This is a genomic window from Paraburkholderia sp. Cy-641, from assembly GCF_011752945.1.
Lineage (GTDB): Bacteria > Pseudomonadota > Gammaproteobacteria > Burkholderiales > Burkholderiaceae > Paraburkholderia.
Map to the genome: position 1 here is coordinate 52,897 of NZ_VWWM01000025.1, position 16,828 is coordinate 69,724.

A 16,828-nucleotide genomic window follows, 5' to 3' on the forward strand; every position below is an offset into this window, starting at 1 on the left:
ATGAATCCTCCGAAGCCATCCACCGAGAACTTCTCCGCATGGGACGACGTCAAGTACGGTCTCGGCTTCCTGCTGTCGGTCGCAATGTGGCTCGGCGGCTTGGGGTTCGTGGTCATTGCGCTGCTGGCTTAGCTGCAAACGACTGAACGGCAGCCTTTGCATAGCGCTGCGCATCGTCCTGAACGTCATCAGGCTCCCCCTGCATGGTTTTGCCAAGACTGAGCACCGCCTGCCGTGCCAGCCCGGGACTCTGGATCTTGGTCGCCCGAGCTAGCCAGCTGACGAAGCGTGGATTCGTCATGAGCCGGGCGGTCAGATTGGCACCAGCCGCTGACGTCAGAAGGCCCGCTGCAAGTTGAGGGCTGCCCGTGCCGATCGCCGCGCCCACCGATGAGATCAGACCGGTCGCGGCCACTACCGGCGCGGTCCCGGAAGGATTCGAAAGCACCTTGCCGCCCTGTTTGATGCGATCAGCGGTTTTCGCGATCGCATCGAGCGACGCGCGGAGATTCCCATCCTTGCTGGAAAACATCACGTTCTTGGCCTGCGGCGACATCCGGTTCCAGTTGGTCAAAAACGTCGAACTGGAAAACGCGTCGCCCTCAGCGTTTTGAGCGCCGGCATTTGCCAATCCCATCCGTCGCACGAACGCCGACTTGACCACATCCCTCTCGGAGGGCGACAGACTCTTCATTACCGCGGAGATCTTGCTCGCGCCGGCCTGCATATCGGATGGGCTGACCGCCGAGGCAAACAGCTTCTCCGGCTCGGCGCCTTTCTTGGCCACGCTATCGAGAATGTCATCGATTCGAGCATGGCCGGCGCGCGCGAAGGCGTTGGCACGCTGCATTGCTTTGGTGGCGTCGGGTCCAGAAGCTACGGCGGCGGCGTCCAGATCTTTACTGAGTGCCGCATACAACGCTTTGAACTTTGATCGAGGTACATCGGCCGCAAGACCGTCCGTAATCTCATTGCCAACCAGAGTGCGCAGCTTCTTCATTGCCTCGTACGGCAACTGATTTGTAGAAGAACCTCCTGGAATCGGCACCGTATAGCCGCCCTTCGGAGCACCGGTTGCGCCTGCAAATGGATTTTCAGGCACTACCATCACCCCCGGCCTCGTGCCGGCGGTGTCCGACTTCAGGGCCGACTCGATGCCCTGAATCTTTCCATTCTTGAAGAACCTCGAGAGTGCTTCCGCGCCCTGAATGTCTTCGTTCATCGACGCAAGCGCTTTGGACGTGTTCGTCACATCGACCGGCGTCTGCGGCTTGATGAAGTCGTCGAGCCTGTCGTATAGCGCCTTCTGGCCTTGCTTGAATCGATCGACGAACCCACCGGGCCCCGACAGTCCCTTTTCGATGGTGCGGCCGGCAACGAATGGCGTGGCGTTGATAGATAACCTGTCTGCGATCCGTTGGACCTTGTCCCCGATCTCGGAAGCCTGTGTCTCCGCCTTATTCGCCATCACGCCCGCGCCTCCGGGATATTTCCCAAGCAAGCTTTCGGTGGCCTGCGCAATGCGCGACCCGGTAGCCTGCCCGACACTGGGTGTGGTTCCCGCTGCCGCGAAATTGTCGATAGTCTTCGCAATGGCCGGCGCGTTACCGTCGCCGCCGCGCAGCAGATACTTGACCGGAGCCATGGCAGCACCGGCGAGATTTTTGAGCGTGTTGGGTGCCACCGGCAGCACGTCCGGGAACGGCGAGTCCGCGCTCAAGGCCTTCTCATACTCCGGATTCGCACCGACCGCTGGTGCGCCGAGTGTACGCCGCATTGTGTTTTCGACTGAGTTCGGATCGTTGGGAGGCAACTGAAGGCGCTGCCACCAGCCAGGCGATGACGCCGCAGACGGTTCGGGCGCAGCAGGCTGCGAACCACCGTCGGAATGGATGTGGGGAAAATTCTTCTGAATTGCCGACGCCATCGCCGTCTGGCTCATTCCGTCTGGAAATTCCAATTCGCCGACGCCGGGCACCTCAACGGTTTGGCTCATTTGAACGTCCCGGACGAAGGGTCATAAACCAGCCGCTTGCCGCCGCCCGCGCCGCCAGATGACTGGCCGGCGCCGCCACCGTCCTCGAGCAATTGTGACGCTGGAGACAGAAAGCGCCGGTTGAAGTCATCCTTGCCAGTGGATGTCTCGTACTGCCGTCTAAGCCCTTGTAGTTGGCCACCGAGCAGCTTCTTGGCGGTCGAAATCGCGCCGGCGAGCTGCGCCGGGCTGTTCGCGTCATTGAACGCTTTCGCAGCCTCCTCACGATCCGAAACTCCGCCGCCGGCCCCGACAATGGCCTTCACAACCTCGTCGGACACGATCTTCTTCGCCTCGTTGAAGTTGGTCGGAGCTGGATTACCGGTGCGCGCGGCGAGGTTCTGCGCCAGCCGGTTGAAATCGGTCGAATTGCCGTTCCTCAACGCCTGGCCGGCTTCGTTGAGCACATCAAGGTGGGACATTGCGACATTCAGCGAGCGAACGGTATTGCCCTGCTTGCCGGTCGCAAAGTCCTTGACAGCCTTCGACGATGCGCCATAGTCCTTCGCGTCGTAGTCGGGATTTAGTTCATGCACGCGCGCCATGATCCGAAGGCCTGCAGGCGTGCGCAGCGCCTGTCCAGTCATCGGAGGCATCGTGCCGTCGGCGATCGACTTGGCAACCGTATCGACGGTCGCCGGATCACTCCCGCCCGTCGCCTTTGTGACCGCGGCATTGTAATCATCCCTGCTGATACGACCCGCCTTCAAATCGGCGTTGAGTTTGCCGACCTCCGTCTCAGGTCGTGACTCCTCGTAGGCGAGGCGGCCGCGGTTCGTTGCCGCGTTCTGCGCTTCGATGCCGACTCGCTGAGCGCTTAGCCCTTCCTCGGCACGGTTGTGGCGCCCACGCTCAACAGAATCCTGATCGGCTCGAGTATCCTGGTTCTGCTGGTGCTGGGCTGCGAACTGATCCTTCACAGACAGCGCCTGAAACACACCGTTCGCGACCTGGTCGGGATTGAATTGCTTGGGTGCCTGAGCGAAATGCTGGGCATCGATCAGCCCACCATTTCTCAGCCCTTCGAGAGACTGTTCATACAACGGCTGAATCTGCGCAATCGCCTGTTGCTGCGGCACTCCTTGCTTTAGCAGATTGCTGTATTGCGTCATCAGTGCACCGCCTGCCTGGGCGAGAGCATCCATCTGCTTCAAGCCATTCTCGTAGTCGAAGTTCTTCGCCTGAGCGTTGTTCTTGCTCGTCGTCGACTGTTTCTCAGCGATATCGGCATAGCTCTTTTGCAAGGCCATGCCAGCGCTCGGATTCGCTCGTGTGACCGCACCTAGAGCGTCCGAGGTCGGCATCCCTGTGGCCGGGTCGAGCGCGCCCGGAGCTGACAGCGCCTGCCGGACCGCCTGGTCTTGCTTCTGCTTATTGATCAGGTCTGCAAGCGTATAGGCCTGCGCAATCGACTGGGTCGGGTTAAATTGCGGTGCTTGCGCCAGCAGCGGAATGCTTGCGTCGATTGCCATTTTCAGCCTCCTTGGGAGAGCGCGGCGGCTTCGTCTGAGCTCACGCCGGTCGAGGGCGCCCATGCCGAGCCGGCACCGTAGCTGCTCGAACCCTGCCCGGTCAGCTGGCTCAACAACCCGTACGTGGACGCGCTATTTCCAAGGCTGCTGAGCGCCCCCGAAAGCGCATTTGAGGACGCGACCGTGCCTGCCGCAGATGCGTTCGCTGCGGAAGTGGTCAATTGCCCCGCGTTCGCAGCCGTCTGCAAACCCTGATTTCCGACATTGGTCGCAGCGTTCTGGCCCATCGTCGTCAGGCCACTCAGACGATTCGCATTGTTGGCCGCACTGTTGTAGTTCGTATTGAACGTCGAAAGCGCATTATTGAAGTCCTGCTGGTACGTCGTATCCGCCAATCCCTGACTGTACGAAAGAAGGTCTTTCAGCGTCGCACCAGAAAGTAACCCACCTCGGGCCGCCGCGCTGTTATTGATCGCCTGTTCGCCCTGATCAAGTTGAAATTGATACCCCGGCGTCTGACGCACCTGAGCCAACGTCGGCGCCGTGAACTGCTGTTGCAGGATACTGTTCGGATTGACGCTGATGCTCAGCGGGTTGGTCGTGCCGTTTGCGCCGTTAGCACCAGTCGTTCCGTTGGCGTTTCCGGTCACGTTGTAGCCCATGGCCTGCAGCAGGGGCGTGATCGCCGCACTGCCAAGATTCATATACGGCTGCTCGTTGCCCTCGATCGCCTGAAATTCGTTCCACTGCGTCTGGGCGGCTGCGTCCGCAGCATTCGCCTGAGTATCTGCCGCCGACTTGGCTCCATTCGAAGAAATAATGGCTCCGCCGATCACAGCGGCCCCCCCGATTGCCGCGGCTGCAATAGCTGCACTCATGCTTGTTGCTCCCTGATTGATTCGTAAGTAGCCTCGCGCTGGACAGCTTGCGGGCTACAGGCGACGATCATCTGCGTCTCTTTCCGTTGCCGGTTTAGCCTCAACTGAACGTTGTCTTCGCCGCCCAGCAGCTCCGCATTCGTCGATTCCGTGATCTCGATCATGATTTTGTCGAGATCGGTTTCGGTCGTCGCGTGATAGGTCGTCCAGACCGTCTCCTCGATCGCATAGCCGACGCGCTTTGTACCGGCCTTCGACACGATCGTGCAGGGTGCCGAGATCTCTCGGATTCCCTCATCAGTCGATACGGCGATGCGGCCTTTCGATACCGTGCAAAGGTGCTCATGCCGATGCACGGCGCCGGTCACCACGACACCGGCCGGTACCGTCATTTCGCGCGCATACATGCCTGGCGCGAAGTAGTGCCGAACCGGGCAATCCGCCTGTGGCAATTTTTGGATCTCGCGCTCCAGTGCCAGAATGCTTTCGCGCGTCACCGGTCCGTCGTCCGATGGCACAACAACGGAAGCGGCGCCGGCCGACAATGCGGACTTGTTCAATGCATGGCCCCTTGAAGCGGTTTCTGTCGTACGCGTGCGTACAGCTCGGCATCGAGCCCATCGGGGGTGTACGCGCGCATCCTCCCCTCGTCGACAAACCCCAGCGCTCGCGCCCACCGCTGGCCGTTTTGTGACACCGTCAAGACATCTGCCGAGATCCGTCGCTCCGGGCGTGAGTTGAGAAATCGCCGGACGATGTGGTGCAGCTCGAGCATTCGCGCCGCGCCGATGTCGGCGGCCACGGCAATCCACGCTGAAGCATTGCCACTCCACCAGGGAAGCAATCCGCCGCACGCCAAAACTCGCTCGCCGGAGAAAACTGAAAACGAAGGATTGGCCGCAAAGTGGGCTAACTGGCCCGCGTCTGATGCGGTCCGGGCGTATGGCGCGCCGGCGGGGTGCGACGCAAGCAAAAGGAAGTGCTGCGGTTTGAACGGCGTGGCGACCAACGGCCAAGCGTCAGGCTCAGACGCGAGCCGCTGACGCGCTCCGCCGGCGACGCGAGTATCTTCGGCTTTGACAACGCTCATGCTTGGCTCACACCGCGGATGGCACGACTTGCCGTGCGGCCGCGATCTTCGAGAGATACACATCCAGATCACGCTCGAGGAAGACCGTTGTGCGAGCACCAAGCTTCAGGGGCTTCGGAAAATCGGCGTCCCGCTTGAGCTTCGCCCACAGCGTGCTGGTGCCGATGCCCAACTTGGCAGCGGCTTGCGCGGGTCGCAGGCACGCGCCGTCGAAGGTGTTGGTCATGGATACTCCTCTCGGTTGAATCACACCGCATCGAAATGAGCGGAATGAGAGAAGTATTCGATTTGAGACTAAGAATGTCTAAGGGACGCTATAAACAACATTTCCGCAACTATTTCGCACCTAGCCGGGATCTGTAGGTTTTCAGACCAGTTTTGACGACCTTCCCTAGTGTCCCATCCGCAAAAATAGAGTCAGGGATTACGAGCCGAACGAAGTCGAAGAACCGGCCTGAAATCTGATTGTCAATCGCGCTCGTCGACACAGTGGCTTGCGACTCCGTAAGTTGCTCATATTTTTCGATCAGCCGTTCGATCAACCATTGACGATCGTCTGGCGCGCGTCCCCGCCGCGGCTCTGCATCGCCCAATCGGACCACTTCGTCAATGATGAGCCCGACTCTCCGAGCCGCGCTCAGCAGGTCGGCATACTCGGCAGTGCCATCAAGCACGCGTTCAACGGTTTGGCTGCGACACAGAACGCCTGCCAGCGACGCTTGGAATGCGCGCAACTCGGCAGCGCGCTGGGCCCCCTTCGGCATTCCGCGGTTCTCTCCTCTGTTGAGCTCATAGAGGCGCACGCAAGCGTCGATTTCATCGAGATCCGCGGCGATCTCGTCAGCGTCCCGGCCGAGCACATCAGCAACTCTCCGGCGCTGCTCGTTGTCCATTCGGACGGCTGCTTGCCCAGTGAGTTGTGCCGTCTCCAGATCGGACCGCGCGTCGAACTCCTCGTTCGTCTTGTCGGTCATCGTCACCCTCACAGCTCGTCGTTCATGTCGTCGCGCGCACCGCCCGTCGGCATTGAGTCTTCCGATTGCATAGCCCGCCGCCTACGCTGCACGTGGTACGCGGTCAGGACACCGTGCGCCACCATATCGAGCGCCGGTCGAGCCTCTCCGTTCTTGTCCGTCCACACTTTGGGCGTCAGCACGCCGGAAAGCGCAACGCTGTCACCGTCATCCAGCGCCATTAGTGCCTGCTGCACTGTGGTGCTGAAGGCGATCACGTTGACAAACAGCGCGTCACCATCACCCATTGTGGCGCGCACCTTCGCGGTAACGAACGACTTGCCATTCTGACCAGCGCGCGCCGCCGGCTTGCCATAGACCTTCCCGCCAACCAGTCCATCAATCATTTCGCCCTTCCTTTCGATCGTCGTGCAGCGTACGGTTTATTGCCCCGCTTTCGCGGCGCCCAGTTGCGACTCAAGCCAATCACGGCACACCTCAAGCCGGGTCAGGGCCGCCTGGTGCACCAACAATGCCGCTCTAACCGCTGCGAAATCGACCGCCGTTGGCCGACCCATGGACCTCGAAGGCGGCACAACGGGACGACGCACCATCAACAGCCCGCGTAGCTCGGTAATCGCTTGACGCTCGGAGGCTATCGCTTCATCGATCCGGTTATGTTCCTCGCGCATCGCCCTGACAGTCTCAGCGTGACTTCTCATTGCTCGACGATCGTGAACTGACCACCGCTGACCTTCGTGAACCCTTCCCGGCCAATTATCCAGTCAAATCCGCAGCGCGGCGGGACGTCGACTTTCGCCGCGATCCACGGGAAATATTTCAACCAAAACTTCGGGCTTTGGGGCCTGAACGTCACGAAGTCGTCAATCGCGTTCGCACGCGTTTCGACGAAGACGGTCGGGTTGACCCTCCCGAGTTGATCACCGAGTGATGCGTTGTACGCTTCGATTACCTCGAGCTGCGGATTGGTGTACTCGGTGTCGATCTCGTCCTGCCAACGGGCAGCGTTGAGCCAAGTCGCCGCGTGCGGAATGAACTGTTTCCGACTCCACTGGGACGATCTCTTCGCCTTCTCGACCGCCGTCAGGATTTCTTCCAAAAGCATGTCGTCAGGACAGAGCTTATCGAAGGCCTTCTGAGCATCCTTTTTTTCTACCTTCCGGGGATACGCCGCCCAGAAAATATCGAATCGCTCGCGAAGCGAGTGAGGGAAGGTTTTGTTTACTGCCTCTTCAGTCCTTTCTATAGATTCAGTTCTTACTAATACGTCCGGATTTTCCAGATCGGGCTTTTCCAGATCGGGCTTTTCCGGATTAGGCTTGTGACCCATATCCGGATTTTCCGGAACGGGTTCAATCTGGCCAGACAGGGTGCGCCCAGTAACCTCGTGGGGCTTTTCCAGATTAGGCTCAAGAGCCTCGTCCGGGTTTTCCGTATTTGGCTGTTCGTAGACTGTCGTGACGACGGATCCATCGGCAAGACGCCGGCGCGCGATATATCCCGCCTCGTTGAGCTCGTCGAGGGTGCGGTACACAGCGTCACGCCCACTGGCGCGCGAACAGGCTTGGGTTTCGTTTATGAGTGCCTGCACGTTCACACTCCAGTGGTCTGGCTTGCTGAGCAGATGAGCGAGCATGCCGCGGGCTGCCCAGGAAAGACGCGGATCGTTGAGAACGCGATTGGCGATGACCGTGAAATCCCGGTCTGGTCGAGGTGCACGGATGATAGGCATCGGCTACTTCGTACCCGCCACCGTTTTAGCCCGCGCCAAGCTGGTTTCGATGCACTTCGCCACGGGCCGAAGGAAACCTTTCACGATGTCGGAGCGCCGCGCGTTGCCGGCGTCGGTGAGCAGCTCGATCAGACACTCCGCGAGCGCGTCGGGCCGCGCGGTGCCGGCGCCGATCTCGCGGAGCATTCTCAAGGCCTCATTGCCAGCTTCAATGCTCCGCATCGCCCGTTCAACGATATGTTCTCCGCTCTCAGCGAGTTCACTCACAGGCAAGTGTGCCTCACGACACGAGTGGACTGTACGTTATGAACAGGCTCCACGTAGCCGGCCGGATCGGCGAGCCAACGATGAACCTCTTCGTTCCTATATACGACGCAGGTCTCGGACAGTCGGATAGCTTGGGGGGCTTTGCCTGCACGGACAAGCTTGCGCCATGTTTCTCTGCCGATCGGCAGGAAAGGCGCGATTTGTGGCCACTTGGATAGCCCGATCGCCGGCAGGACCAGAGGAACCGGAGCATCGGCCGGTTTGTTTTTAACAGCATTCGTCATTTGCTCACCGCCTTGGTAGGAGTTGGTGAGTCAGATGTTCGTGGATCACTTGACGCGCGGGAAGGGCTGAGCCAGCAGAGTAGCTTCATAGCCAGCACAGTAACTACTGTGCTGGCTTGGTAGTATTGACAAGGTACGGATATTTGACGTTCTGCTTGTCTTCCCACTGCCTGAGCCACCTATTTACCGTCTCCGCGTTGCCGGTCAAGGCGGTGGTCTTCCCGTCAAGCATGTCCCGAACAAAGGCCGCCTTGCTTTCGTAAAGATCAGGTTGTTTGATCCAGCGAAGCCAATACGCCTTGACAGTTTCCTTGTCTGCTGTCTTCGGATCCCGGCGAATTCTCTCCATCGCGCCCTTGATCGCGAGTTCCTGCCGCGCTTTTTTTAGCTCCAAGCTTCCCGACCGAAGGGCAATCGCATTGGCATAGTCCGCTGCAGCTCCGAGTGTCGCCTGAACGACGCCTCTGCCCTCAATCATGTACGCGATCAACGCATCGTCTATTTGCTTTAGACACGAATACAAGAAACCTGTCCGCAACAAGGGATCAGCTACCGGCTGGACGTTCGGAATCTGCTCCCGCAACTGCCAAATGTATGCAAGCAGCTCGTCCGCCCTGTAACTTTCCCAGTCTGGAGAAACCGGTATGCCTTCGGCCGTTTGAGGCGAAATTGCTCCTGTCGCGCAAAGCTCGCGCAGCATGGAACGATTCATTTCCATGCCGTCTAGGAACCCTGAAAATCCATCGTCAAATTCGACCTTTGAGCCTACTTCCAACGCCTGAAAGGCATCCCTGCCAAGTCGCCAAAGCGCTATCGCATCGGAAGTAAGCGGGTCACGCCAACCGGAAAAAGATGACTCACCGGTGGATTTAACGAAGCGTTCGCCGAGACCGGTGAACGAGTCGTACGGATCGTACGCAATAAATTGGTTGGCATCGAACTTCATGTGCGTCCCTACGCGCGCTCCCTCAATGAAGCCGCGCCAACAGGGTAAGGGAGCCCTGCTTTCGCCCCGTCGAGCTAGGCGCGGTTGCAACAATTATCGCTGAAAATCCACCAGATATTTCATAGATCAGGCGTGTTGTGAGCCAGCATCGTAGACCAACTTCAAGTATGTGATGCCGTTGTCTTTCGACCAAAGTCGATACGGTGCATAGAAGAATTTCCTCTTGGCGAAAATCCCCCCCTCCTCACATAAAGCAGCACAATAGCCATAACGCCAATTGAACCGGCTACCGCACTTGTCTATGTAGATGCCGTGTTCATCTGTGACCACGTAAAAGTCTGGGCCACTCACGATTTGTACGAGATCGTTATTCTCGTCCAAGACAACATCGCCGATTTGCAGCCGAGCACCGCCTGCGCGCGCCTCGAGGATCGCGGCCTTACCCGGATCTGGAATGCACCCGCGAGCACGATGATCGCGTATTGCAAAGATCAGGGCAGTTTGCAAAGAGCTGAGCGTCTTGCGCTGCCCGCGCTGGGCACCGTCCCAGAGTTCTTGTGCCCATGATTTCAACTCTTCAGCTTGGATCTGCGACAACGTCAGCTCAACTGATACGCCCTTAAGTGGCACCACTGCACGCGCGCCCATCACCCGGCGGTCATCGGATAGCCGGATCATTTCATAGGCCGCCCGGGAAATGCGTACAGTCAACTGGTCGCTGGCGATTGCGACGGTCGTTTGTGAGTTAATCATGCACCGTCTCCTCGAAGTAGCGCTGGGGATTTTCGAGGTCCATCAACCAATTGTCATTATCAAGATCTGGTGATGTTCCATCGAGAGTCCATTGCAGGTAGAGGAAAACTGCGTGCCGAAAGCCTCTGTATTGCTGCTGCGGCATCTTTGTTTGCCGCGACATAAACTGGTCGACCATGTCCCATGGCGCAACTACATCGCGATCGGCCCAGCTTTTGAGGAATTCGACCGCGGCGTGGGCTCCGGCCGTATATTCCTCCGTCACGATTCGATTAGCCATGGTACGCGCTCCAGTCTACGTCCATCAGGCTCGTCGCGAGCTTGTCAATGTCTTCGCGTAGATCCATAAGGGTGCAGCGGATCGGCAGTGCGCCGGCCGCATCGTCGGGCACTGCTTCGACCATAAAGGCGATGACGTTATAGATCTTCCACGCGAAGCGCGACTGCGTTGCAAGGAAGTGCTCGACGCGCGTCAGAGTGAGATTGGCCCTCGCAGACCTGACAAAGTCGTTCAGACCATCCTCAAACTCACCCATCATCGAATCGATGAGTTCTCCGAATTCGCCTTCGGATTGCCCACATGCTTTCGGGATGTTCGCATTCATCCAGCTCACCCATAGGCCGTCGAACGCGTCAGACACAGCAGTACTGTCATGCAGGATTGCGCGGCCGACCTCACGAGCCCGCTGAAGCGCTTCGTCGCGCGGAAGCGACGCGAGATTGATCGGTGATTGCTTGCTTTGCTCAGGACGAGCGGAGGCTTTGATAGACATGGTGCATCCTTTGTGGGCATTAAGCCCGCGCCCCATCGCCAAATGGGGTGGGCGAGCGGATAGCAAGGTTGGCGAACCGGACACAAAGGAACCCGGCATACCCGAAGGTATCCCCACCATCGCCCGCCCGTTGACTGGACGCACGCGAAGTGTACAGACGAAAAAATACCGCCATGTGGCGGTCGTCGTCCGCCTTTGTGAAATCAGGTCGCCAAACCTGATCGCTGTTGTTTCAGCGACGATTTAACTTTAGTGCCAACAACGCGCAGTCGTCAAGCACGGACTATCGATTTTTGAAAGGTGACAGCAGTGGCGGCCGTGGAGCTTCCGGCTTCGTCAATGCATCTGCCACGCCCATGCGTTTCAATAGCAAAGCCTCGAATGCGGACTGCGTCATCAGGATTGAGCCATCAGCGCGGAGCACAGGTTCTAAGCCAAAGTTTTTCTTAAACCATGCGACCTGAGCCGACTTGCGTTTCTTGCCAGTGATCTGGACAAGTTGCTCTGCTGAAAGAATTTCAAATGACACGAGGGCTCTCCCTATTGCGAGGACGTTTCGACAATCTTCCGGCGACGGCCGCGCGTGCTGCCTGCCGATGAGCTCGTTTCGACCCATTTGTCATAAGCCTCTAGGTTGATGTGGCGACGGTTATCAGGAGACCATTTCTAGTGCGTTCCCTCGATAAGCCGCCCGTCGTGCACGAGATGGTTAGCCGAGCGCCGCCGCCTCGCGTTGCGCCCCGCGCGCGAGGACGAGGAAATCGTGCAGTTGCGCCGTGCGCGCTGCGGCGTACGCCGAGCCGAACCAGCGCGCCGAGCACCAGCCAGCGCCCCGTATTTCATTTTGATGCGCCGCGCTTAGGGCGCCCTCTGCGGTGCTCCGCCAAAAGCTTCTCGAACTCGGCCGCCGCCTTGCGAGCCGACATCGGCAATTGAGGCGCCGGGGTACGCGCCGCCTCGTCTTGCTGGCGAGACGGTGATTCAGTGGAGACCGGAGGGCCTGCGGTTGAACCTGACGTCATCTCCTTCAGTTTGTCCGGCCATACGCGCCACTGATTGCCGATCTGGAAGAAGCCCATCTCCAGCTTGTGTGCATAGACGGTACCGTAAGAGACGCCGAGCAGCGCAGCGGCCTCACGCAGGTCAAGCGCGCGGCCAAGCGCTGGCGGCGTTCCCTGCGGCACAACCTGCTGTTGCACTTGTGGCTCCGAGATCCGGATCCCCTCGCGCAAGGCCTGATTCTCAGCGCCAAGGCGCTTGTTCTCTGCTTCCAGAGCCGCGGCTCTGTCCTGCAGTTGGTCGATGGCGTCTGCTGCTTTCCAATCGAGGGACCTCTCACGGTTCGCGCTGCGATCCATGCGCACGCGCAATCGCCTCACCAGGTCGTCGAACTCGTCCATGCATCCCCTCACAGGTTTTCGAGCACACGATAACCGATCTGTGCAAACTCGATCTGGCGATCCAATATAGGACGCCAGTGTGCGCAATCGCCGCACACCAAGTGTCACGGGGTCGGAATAAACTGCCGCCCGCAGCGCGGACCCAGCCCCCTCTCCCGAAAGGCAATCCGATGTCCCAACGGAATGACGCGTCGTTCTTCCATCGGTTGATCTCGCCGATGCTCAAACAACTCCGGTATATCGCAAAGCTCACGCAGGGTGAGCACACCGTCGACGACTTAAAAAGCGAAGCTTGGCTCATCGCCGAGGAGATCAAGGCAGAACGCGGTGGCGCGGTCGAGCCAGACGACGCTGATTTTCAAGAGAGGGTCATAGCGGGTCTGCACAAGCTGTTCGGCCGTTTTGTGAATCGTGCAATGCGCTTCGCCACACGCCTCGATCAGGACGAGCGCGACGATGACGGAGACTTCCGGGAAAACGCGGTCTCCGCTCGCCTATCAGCCCCGCAGAGCTACGAACCCGAGATTGCGCTGCAGCTCGAGGAAGAAGCCGCCGAGGCCGCCCGTGTAATTCACGCCCAGTTCTCAGAGGCAGTCGCCTATTACCACATGTTCGATCAGTTCGACGGCGACACCTCGGCGCTGGCAAGCTATTTCGCGATCACAGCAAGAACGCTGCGCTCCCGGCTCCGACGTGTCGACCTGTCGGCACGCACCCAGCCTTCCGTCTTCGATAACGTCGCATCCATCCCGCCCGACTTCGTTAGCCGCCGAGGTACTTGGCACCGACAACCATCGCTCAACCAGTTTCGGCGCGTGTGCGGATCGGCGCGGCCGGCGCAACTGCATCTATTCCTGAAGTTCGGGAGGGTTTTCGGACCCACGACAAAACGTTACACCGGGCGAGATTCGGCCGCCCCACTCAACAGTTAGCCCGTCGCGTTTGCTGCCGGTGGCGACATTCAGGCAATCGCGCGCACGACGACAATCAAAGCGCATCGTCAACTGCGTTCAAATTTCATGAAGGCAATTGACTCCCTCGGTTGAATTAGCCCCCCGCGCAGCTAGATCGAGCGCGGTATCGACGACTAACTCACCAATTCGCAAACGCTCGACCGGGCCGGCACCGATCACTTATAAATCGAGCCGGACGCGCAACGCGCTCAAAGTCCCGAGTAGACAAGCTGACTGCAAGCGTCAGAATTCAATCCTCAAACGAAAGCTTCCTGTAGGCTTTCCGCATGACAGCCATCCAGCCGAACCTGCTCCTCCAACCGCGAACAGTCCTATCGCCCAGCCCTTCGGAGCAGCATAGAGGTTTTGCCGTAACGTCCATTTCGCAGAAGCGAACGCGTGGCTTCAATGAATATGCTGACTGACAAGCGCCCATCCAGTCGCGATTTTGTTGGGGGTTGATGGGCAATATTGGTAGCTAGTAGCATATCTCTTCCTGTTGCAGAGATCGAAGCAGCGGTTAGTTTGACCGCGCCGGAGACCCCAGATCCTATGAGAACCGACCTGCCAGCAGATCTGGCCGAGATAGTGGCCCGGCCCCCGATTTATCGGTTGCTCGGTGTTGCCGAAAAGGTGCACGGAAAGCATCTGAATCATGTGTGGAAGGGTTTAGCGGGAATACCGTTACTGGATGAGCCAGGCGTTCCTGTATTCGTCAAATATCTCCCTCAGCCCTCACAGGTCGACATCGAGTTCGCATGTGGAATGGCTTCTCAGGTGCTAAAGCTCCCTGTTCCGAAGCCAGCGTTGGTGGTCGCTGATCTGGACGATTTACCTTCCCGTCCGGCAACGCTTAAAGAAGGGCCGGTCGTGTTGTTTGGGAGCGTCTTTCAGCCACCTGATCCGTTCTTCGTTCGCCGCACCACAGACGATCCACTCGCTGCAGAATTCATATGGAGCAAGGTCTGCGAAAACGAAGTCGCCCCTGTTGGAGCCGCATGGGACGAGCTAGTGGCGAATCCCGATCGACACGTTCAAAACCTGCTTTTTGACGGAGGGAAGTGGTGGTTGTTTGATCACAACCTTGCTCTTCAACCGCTATCAAAACTCTACTCATCGATCGACCAAGAAAGCGCTCAAGCAAAAATCATCGACTACGTGGCCCGGGTAAATCAGATTCTCGACCAGCTAAAGCAACGGCGGCCGCACGATCACGGCGTTCGTGAGGAAGCAGACAAAATGCTACGTCAATCGAAACGGCTTAAAATTCTTGCCATTGAAATGGAAAAGTGGCAAGTCGATCGACGATTTTCAGAAACTATCAAAATGGCCGCACTGATTGTGAATCTGATCGCCTTACGTCTCGCGCCACTGGCGCTATACGTCGACCGCCGGCTCGAAGTGCCGACGGAAGATTCACTGTGGTCACAATCATGAACCCTTGGGATACCCCCCCTTTCTCCGCGCACGCGGCGCCGGTTCTCTGGACGCCCAACGCATCAACCGGAGAGCGTTTTGTCGCGATCGTGTTAGTGCGCTATGACGCGCCCGTGGTTGGTGAGGTTGCCGCACCGGTCACGTTTAGTCCTAGGCAGTTGAAGGCCATGATCGGAAGCAGGCGTGCAAGTTCGGCGCTTGGAATCCTTCATCATGTTTCAGAGTTCATGCGCGACCAGATCCTTTCGGGATCTGCCCTCGACAACGTGATAGCGCCGTTTGACGGTTTTGCGATTGGCAAACTAATGCGCGTCCGTGGTTACTCGTCAAAGCAAGTCGTCGATACGGCGATCCGAACGCTGTCGGCTTTCGGTTCACGGGAGTCGTACGATGAGGACGAAGAGACGCCGCAACGGAATTCCGTTCCTACTCGACAGTTTCTTCGGTCACTCCGGTCCGTGTTCGCTCGAGAGGACGAAGAACGTCGAGGGCGCTTCAACAAGAACGTGACCGTCGGCGGGTCTGCGCCTATGACGATTGATTACGCGCACGAAAAACACCTCGTGCAGGTGACAAGCTTGCCTCAAAGCGAGCCGCATTTGATCGCGCTTCAAAAGGAAGCCGAAAGCAAAATACTTGAACTCGACATTACCGCGACGCTACTGCGATCAGATCGGGCGCCAACTCACTCATCGTTGCTCATCAATACCGCATCCCTTGAACGCGCCGATTCGCGAGAAGCACGGAAAGTTGCCAATGAATTGCTCGAGCGGCTGCGATTCATGAGTGAACAGAAAAGCATGACCTTGCTCCAAGCTCGGGATCCGTTTGAAGCCGCGAAGATACTGGACCAGTTTGAGCGGGAGGAAGGACTCCAATACGCCTGAGGGAAATGAGCGCCAATCAGCGAGCATATTGGGGCATTTTTAGGGGCATAAAATATCAAAATCCCATGAGACACCACTCCAGCCTAGCCCCATGATTCCTGTCAGGGACCAGATAGCTTCCCAGCGTCTCCCAAGATTGCCCAAAAAAGCCCCGTGTGCCTTGCGCTGCGGGGCTTTTTGCTGCCATCGGCGCCCAAGGTTTCCCAATACAAGCCAGATTGTTTGGGGATATCTCCGAATACCCCCAAAATCGATACCCCCAAAACCATGCCCAAGCAGATTGCCCCGCTGACCGAGCTTCAAATCCGCAAGGCCAAGCCAGCTGAACAGCCCTACCGCTTGGCCGATGGCAAGGGGCTCTACCTTCAGGTGATGCCAAACGGCTCGCGCTACTGGCGGATGAAGTACCGGTTTGACGACAAGGAAAAACTGGCCTCGTTCGGCGTTTATCCTGAGGTAAGTCTCGCAGACGCCAGAAAGGCATGCCTAGTCGCTCGGCAACTATTGACCGCGGGCACTGATCCGTCGGAGCAGAAGAAGGAAGTGAAGCGTGCGCGGGCACTGGAATCCGAAACCACCGCAACGTATGAAGAAGCGAGCCACTGCAAAAAACCGATAGTGATTGCGAGAATCGCGATTCGGAGGTCATCAATTATCGTATTTAGCCGGCGCTTCCCGCCGAGCACCGGAGTCGCCGACAGGACGACTCGTAAGCAACCGTAATCAGCGGTCACAATTCCTCGCGAACTAAGGCCGTGAGTGCCCTTTCTTACAAGGAAGAAAGGAGCACATCATGATTAGAATCGCGTTGGTAGTGGGGTTGTTGGCTGCACTCTCGGGTTGCGCCGCATACCCTGCGGGATATGGATACAACGACCCTGGATACGCTTACGGTCCTGGCTATGCGCCCGGCTACGGCTATGGTGGCGTCAACGTATGGGTAGGCG

General features: G+C 58.3%; 21 protein-coding genes. 5 read left to right on the top strand and 16 right to left on the bottom strand.

Features of this window, described 5'->3' with window-relative positions:
* Positions 1-132, top strand: a complete 132-nt coding sequence (locus tag F3J20_RS32410; protein ID WP_275691464.1) for a hypothetical protein — start codon at positions 1-3, stop codon at positions 130-132.
* Here F3J20_RS32410 and F3J20_RS16055 read toward each other — a convergent pair.
* The 16 genes from F3J20_RS16055 to F3J20_RS16135 all read right to left on the bottom strand — a co-directional run bounded on the left by F3J20_RS16055 (position 113) and on the right by F3J20_RS16135 (position 12,604).
* Entirely contained in the window at positions 113-1,996 is a 1,884-nt protein-coding gene (locus F3J20_RS16055; RefSeq protein ID WP_167283862.1) for a hypothetical protein, read from the bottom strand. The two genes, F3J20_RS32410 and F3J20_RS16055, sit on opposite strands and share 20 nt — an antisense overlap.
* Positions 1,993-3,507: a hypothetical protein gene (locus F3J20_RS16060; protein WP_167283863.1), complete on the bottom strand. Its 1,515-nt coding sequence runs from the start codon at positions 3,505-3,507 to the stop codon at positions 1,993-1,995. The genes F3J20_RS16055 and F3J20_RS16060 overlap by 4 nt, the downstream gene beginning before the upstream one ends.
* 2 nt (positions 3,508-3,509) lie before the next feature.
* Positions 3,510-4,385, bottom strand: coding sequence for a hypothetical protein (locus F3J20_RS16065; protein WP_167283864.1), 876 nt, complete (start codon positions 4,383-4,385; stop codon positions 3,510-3,512).
* Positions 4,382-4,945 (bottom strand): hypothetical protein, encoded by a 564-nt coding sequence (locus tag F3J20_RS16070; protein WP_167283865.1) that lies wholly within the window; start codon positions 4,943-4,945, stop codon positions 4,382-4,384. Before F3J20_RS16070 ends, F3J20_RS16065 begins: the two co-directional genes overlap by 4 nt.
* Entirely contained in the window at positions 4,942-5,475 is a 534-nt protein-coding gene (locus F3J20_RS16075; RefSeq protein WP_167283866.1) for a hypothetical protein, read from the bottom strand. Before F3J20_RS16075 ends, F3J20_RS16070 begins: the two co-directional genes overlap by 4 nt.
* A 7-nt stretch (positions 5,476-5,482) precedes the next feature.
* Positions 5,483-5,701, bottom strand: coding sequence for an AlpA family phage regulatory protein (locus tag F3J20_RS16080; protein ID WP_167283867.1), 219 nt, complete (start codon positions 5,699-5,701; stop codon positions 5,483-5,485).
* Positions 5,702-5,810: 109 nt separating this feature from the next.
* Positions 5,811-6,449, bottom strand: coding sequence for a hypothetical protein (locus tag F3J20_RS16085; RefSeq protein WP_167283868.1), 639 nt, complete (start codon positions 6,447-6,449; stop codon positions 5,811-5,813).
* 8 nt (positions 6,450-6,457) lie between these two features.
* Complete coding sequence (locus tag F3J20_RS16090; RefSeq protein WP_167283869.1) at positions 6,458-6,835, bottom strand: single-stranded DNA-binding protein; 378 nt, start codon at positions 6,833-6,835, stop codon at positions 6,458-6,460.
* A 311-nt stretch (positions 6,836-7,146) separates the two neighbouring features.
* Positions 7,147-8,181 (bottom strand): hypothetical protein, encoded by a 1,035-nt coding sequence (locus tag F3J20_RS16095; protein ID WP_167283870.1) that lies wholly within the window; start codon positions 8,179-8,181, stop codon positions 7,147-7,149.
* Positions 8,182-8,184: 3 nt separating this feature from the next.
* Positions 8,185-8,448, bottom strand: coding sequence for a hypothetical protein (locus F3J20_RS16100; protein ID WP_167283871.1), 264 nt, complete (start codon positions 8,446-8,448; stop codon positions 8,185-8,187).
* A 387-nt stretch (positions 8,449-8,835) separates the two neighbouring features.
* Positions 8,836-9,678, bottom strand: a complete 843-nt coding sequence (locus F3J20_RS16110) for a hypothetical protein (RefSeq protein WP_167283873.1) — start codon at positions 9,676-9,678, stop codon at positions 8,836-8,838.
* Between the two features lie 126 nt (positions 9,679-9,804).
* A complete protein-coding gene (locus F3J20_RS16115) occupies positions 9,805-10,431 on the bottom strand; it encodes a hypothetical protein (protein ID WP_167283874.1) in 627 nt (208 codons plus the stop codon).
* On the bottom strand, positions 10,424-10,711 hold the full coding sequence (locus F3J20_RS16120) for a hypothetical protein (RefSeq protein ID WP_167283875.1): 288 nt from the start codon (positions 10,709-10,711) through the stop codon (positions 10,424-10,426). Before F3J20_RS16120 ends, F3J20_RS16115 begins: the two co-directional genes overlap by 8 nt.
* On the bottom strand, positions 10,704-11,204 hold the full coding sequence (locus tag F3J20_RS16125) for a hypothetical protein (RefSeq protein WP_167283876.1): 501 nt from the start codon (positions 11,202-11,204) through the stop codon (positions 10,704-10,706). Before F3J20_RS16125 ends, F3J20_RS16120 begins: the two co-directional genes overlap by 8 nt.
* A 283-nt stretch (positions 11,205-11,487) precedes the next feature.
* Positions 11,488-11,733 carry a DUF4224 domain-containing protein gene (locus F3J20_RS16130; protein ID WP_167283877.1) on the bottom strand — a complete coding sequence of 82 codons (246 nt, stop codon included), beginning with the start codon at positions 11,731-11,733 and terminating at the stop codon, positions 11,488-11,490.
* Between the two features lie 310 nt (positions 11,734-12,043).
* Positions 12,044-12,604, bottom strand: a complete 561-nt coding sequence (locus F3J20_RS16135; RefSeq protein ID WP_167283878.1) for a hypothetical protein — start codon at positions 12,602-12,604, stop codon at positions 12,044-12,046.
* Between the two features lie 170 nt (positions 12,605-12,774).
* Here F3J20_RS16135 and F3J20_RS16140 point away from each other — a divergent pair, with 170 nt between their 5' ends.
* The 4 genes from F3J20_RS16140 to F3J20_RS16155 all read left to right on the top strand — a co-directional run bounded on the left by F3J20_RS16140 (position 12,775) and on the right by F3J20_RS16155 (position 16,604).
* Entirely contained in the window at positions 12,775-13,536 is a 762-nt protein-coding gene (locus F3J20_RS16140; RefSeq protein WP_167283879.1) for a hypothetical protein, read from the top strand.
* 573 nt (positions 13,537-14,109) lie between these two features.
* Positions 14,110-14,994 (top strand): hypothetical protein, encoded by an 885-nt coding sequence (locus F3J20_RS16145; protein WP_240162816.1) that lies wholly within the window; start codon positions 14,110-14,112, stop codon positions 14,992-14,994.
* Positions 14,991-15,881 (top strand): hypothetical protein, encoded by an 891-nt coding sequence (locus tag F3J20_RS16150; protein WP_167283880.1) that lies wholly within the window; start codon positions 14,991-14,993, stop codon positions 15,879-15,881. The genes F3J20_RS16145 and F3J20_RS16150 overlap by 4 nt, the downstream gene beginning before the upstream one ends.
* Positions 15,882-16,148: 267 nt before the next feature.
* Complete coding sequence (locus F3J20_RS16155) at positions 16,149-16,604, top strand: Arm DNA-binding domain-containing protein (protein WP_167283881.1); 456 nt, start codon at positions 16,149-16,151, stop codon at positions 16,602-16,604.
* Positions 16,605-16,828 lie beyond the last annotated feature (224 nt).

Excerpts from the sequence above, each read along its gene's own strand:
- F3J20_RS16125 (WP_167283876.1), bottom strand. The coding sequence starts at position 11,204 with ATGTCTATCAAAGCCTCCGCTCGTCCTGAGCAAAGCAAGCAATCACCG.
- F3J20_RS16115 (WP_167283874.1), bottom strand. The coding sequence starts at position 10,431 with ATGATTAACTCACAAACGACCGTCGCAATCGCCAGCGACCAGTTGACT.
- F3J20_RS32410 (WP_275691464.1), top strand. The coding sequence starts at position 1 with ATGAATCCTCCGAAGCCATCCACCGAGAACTTCTCCGCATGGGACGAC.
- F3J20_RS16135 (WP_167283878.1), bottom strand. The coding sequence starts at position 12,604 with ATGGACGAGTTCGACGACCTGGTGAGGCGATTGCGCGTGCGCATGGAT.
- F3J20_RS16110 (WP_167283873.1), bottom strand. The coding sequence starts at position 9,678 with ATGAAGTTCGATGCCAACCAATTTATTGCGTACGATCCGTACGACTCG.
- F3J20_RS16065 (WP_167283864.1), bottom strand. The coding sequence starts at position 4,385 with ATGAGTGCAGCTATTGCAGCCGCGGCAATCGGGGGGGCCGCTGTGATC.
- F3J20_RS16090 (WP_167283869.1), bottom strand. The coding sequence starts at position 6,835 with ATGATTGATGGACTGGTTGGCGGGAAGGTCTATGGCAAGCCGGCGGCG.
- F3J20_RS16060 (WP_167283863.1), bottom strand. The coding sequence starts at position 3,507 with ATGGCAATCGACGCAAGCATTCCGCTGCTGGCGCAAGCACCGCAATTT.
- F3J20_RS16145 (WP_240162816.1), top strand. The coding sequence starts at position 14,110 with ATGAGAACCGACCTGCCAGCAGATCTGGCCGAGATAGTGGCCCGGCCC.
- F3J20_RS16085 (WP_167283868.1), bottom strand. The coding sequence starts at position 6,449 with ATGACCGACAAGACGAACGAGGAGTTCGACGCGCGGTCCGATCTGGAG.
- F3J20_RS16155 (WP_167283881.1), top strand. The coding sequence starts at position 16,149 with ATGCCCAAGCAGATTGCCCCGCTGACCGAGCTTCAAATCCGCAAGGCC.
- F3J20_RS16140 (WP_167283879.1), top strand. The coding sequence starts at position 12,775 with ATGTCCCAACGGAATGACGCGTCGTTCTTCCATCGGTTGATCTCGCCG.
- F3J20_RS16075 (WP_167283866.1), bottom strand. The coding sequence starts at position 5,475 with ATGAGCGTTGTCAAAGCCGAAGATACTCGCGTCGCCGGCGGAGCGCGT.
- F3J20_RS16150 (WP_167283880.1), top strand. The coding sequence starts at position 14,991 with ATGAACCCTTGGGATACCCCCCCTTTCTCCGCGCACGCGGCGCCGGTT.
- F3J20_RS16080 (WP_167283867.1), bottom strand. The coding sequence starts at position 5,701 with ATGACCAACACCTTCGACGGCGCGTGCCTGCGACCCGCGCAAGCCGCT.
- F3J20_RS16095 (WP_167283870.1), bottom strand. The coding sequence starts at position 8,181 with ATGCCTATCATCCGTGCACCTCGACCAGACCGGGATTTCACGGTCATC.
- F3J20_RS16055 (WP_167283862.1), bottom strand. The coding sequence starts at position 1,996 with ATGAGCCAAACCGTTGAGGTGCCCGGCGTCGGCGAATTGGAATTTCCA.
- F3J20_RS16120 (WP_167283875.1), bottom strand. The coding sequence starts at position 10,711 with ATGGCTAATCGAATCGTGACGGAGGAATATACGGCCGGAGCCCACGCC.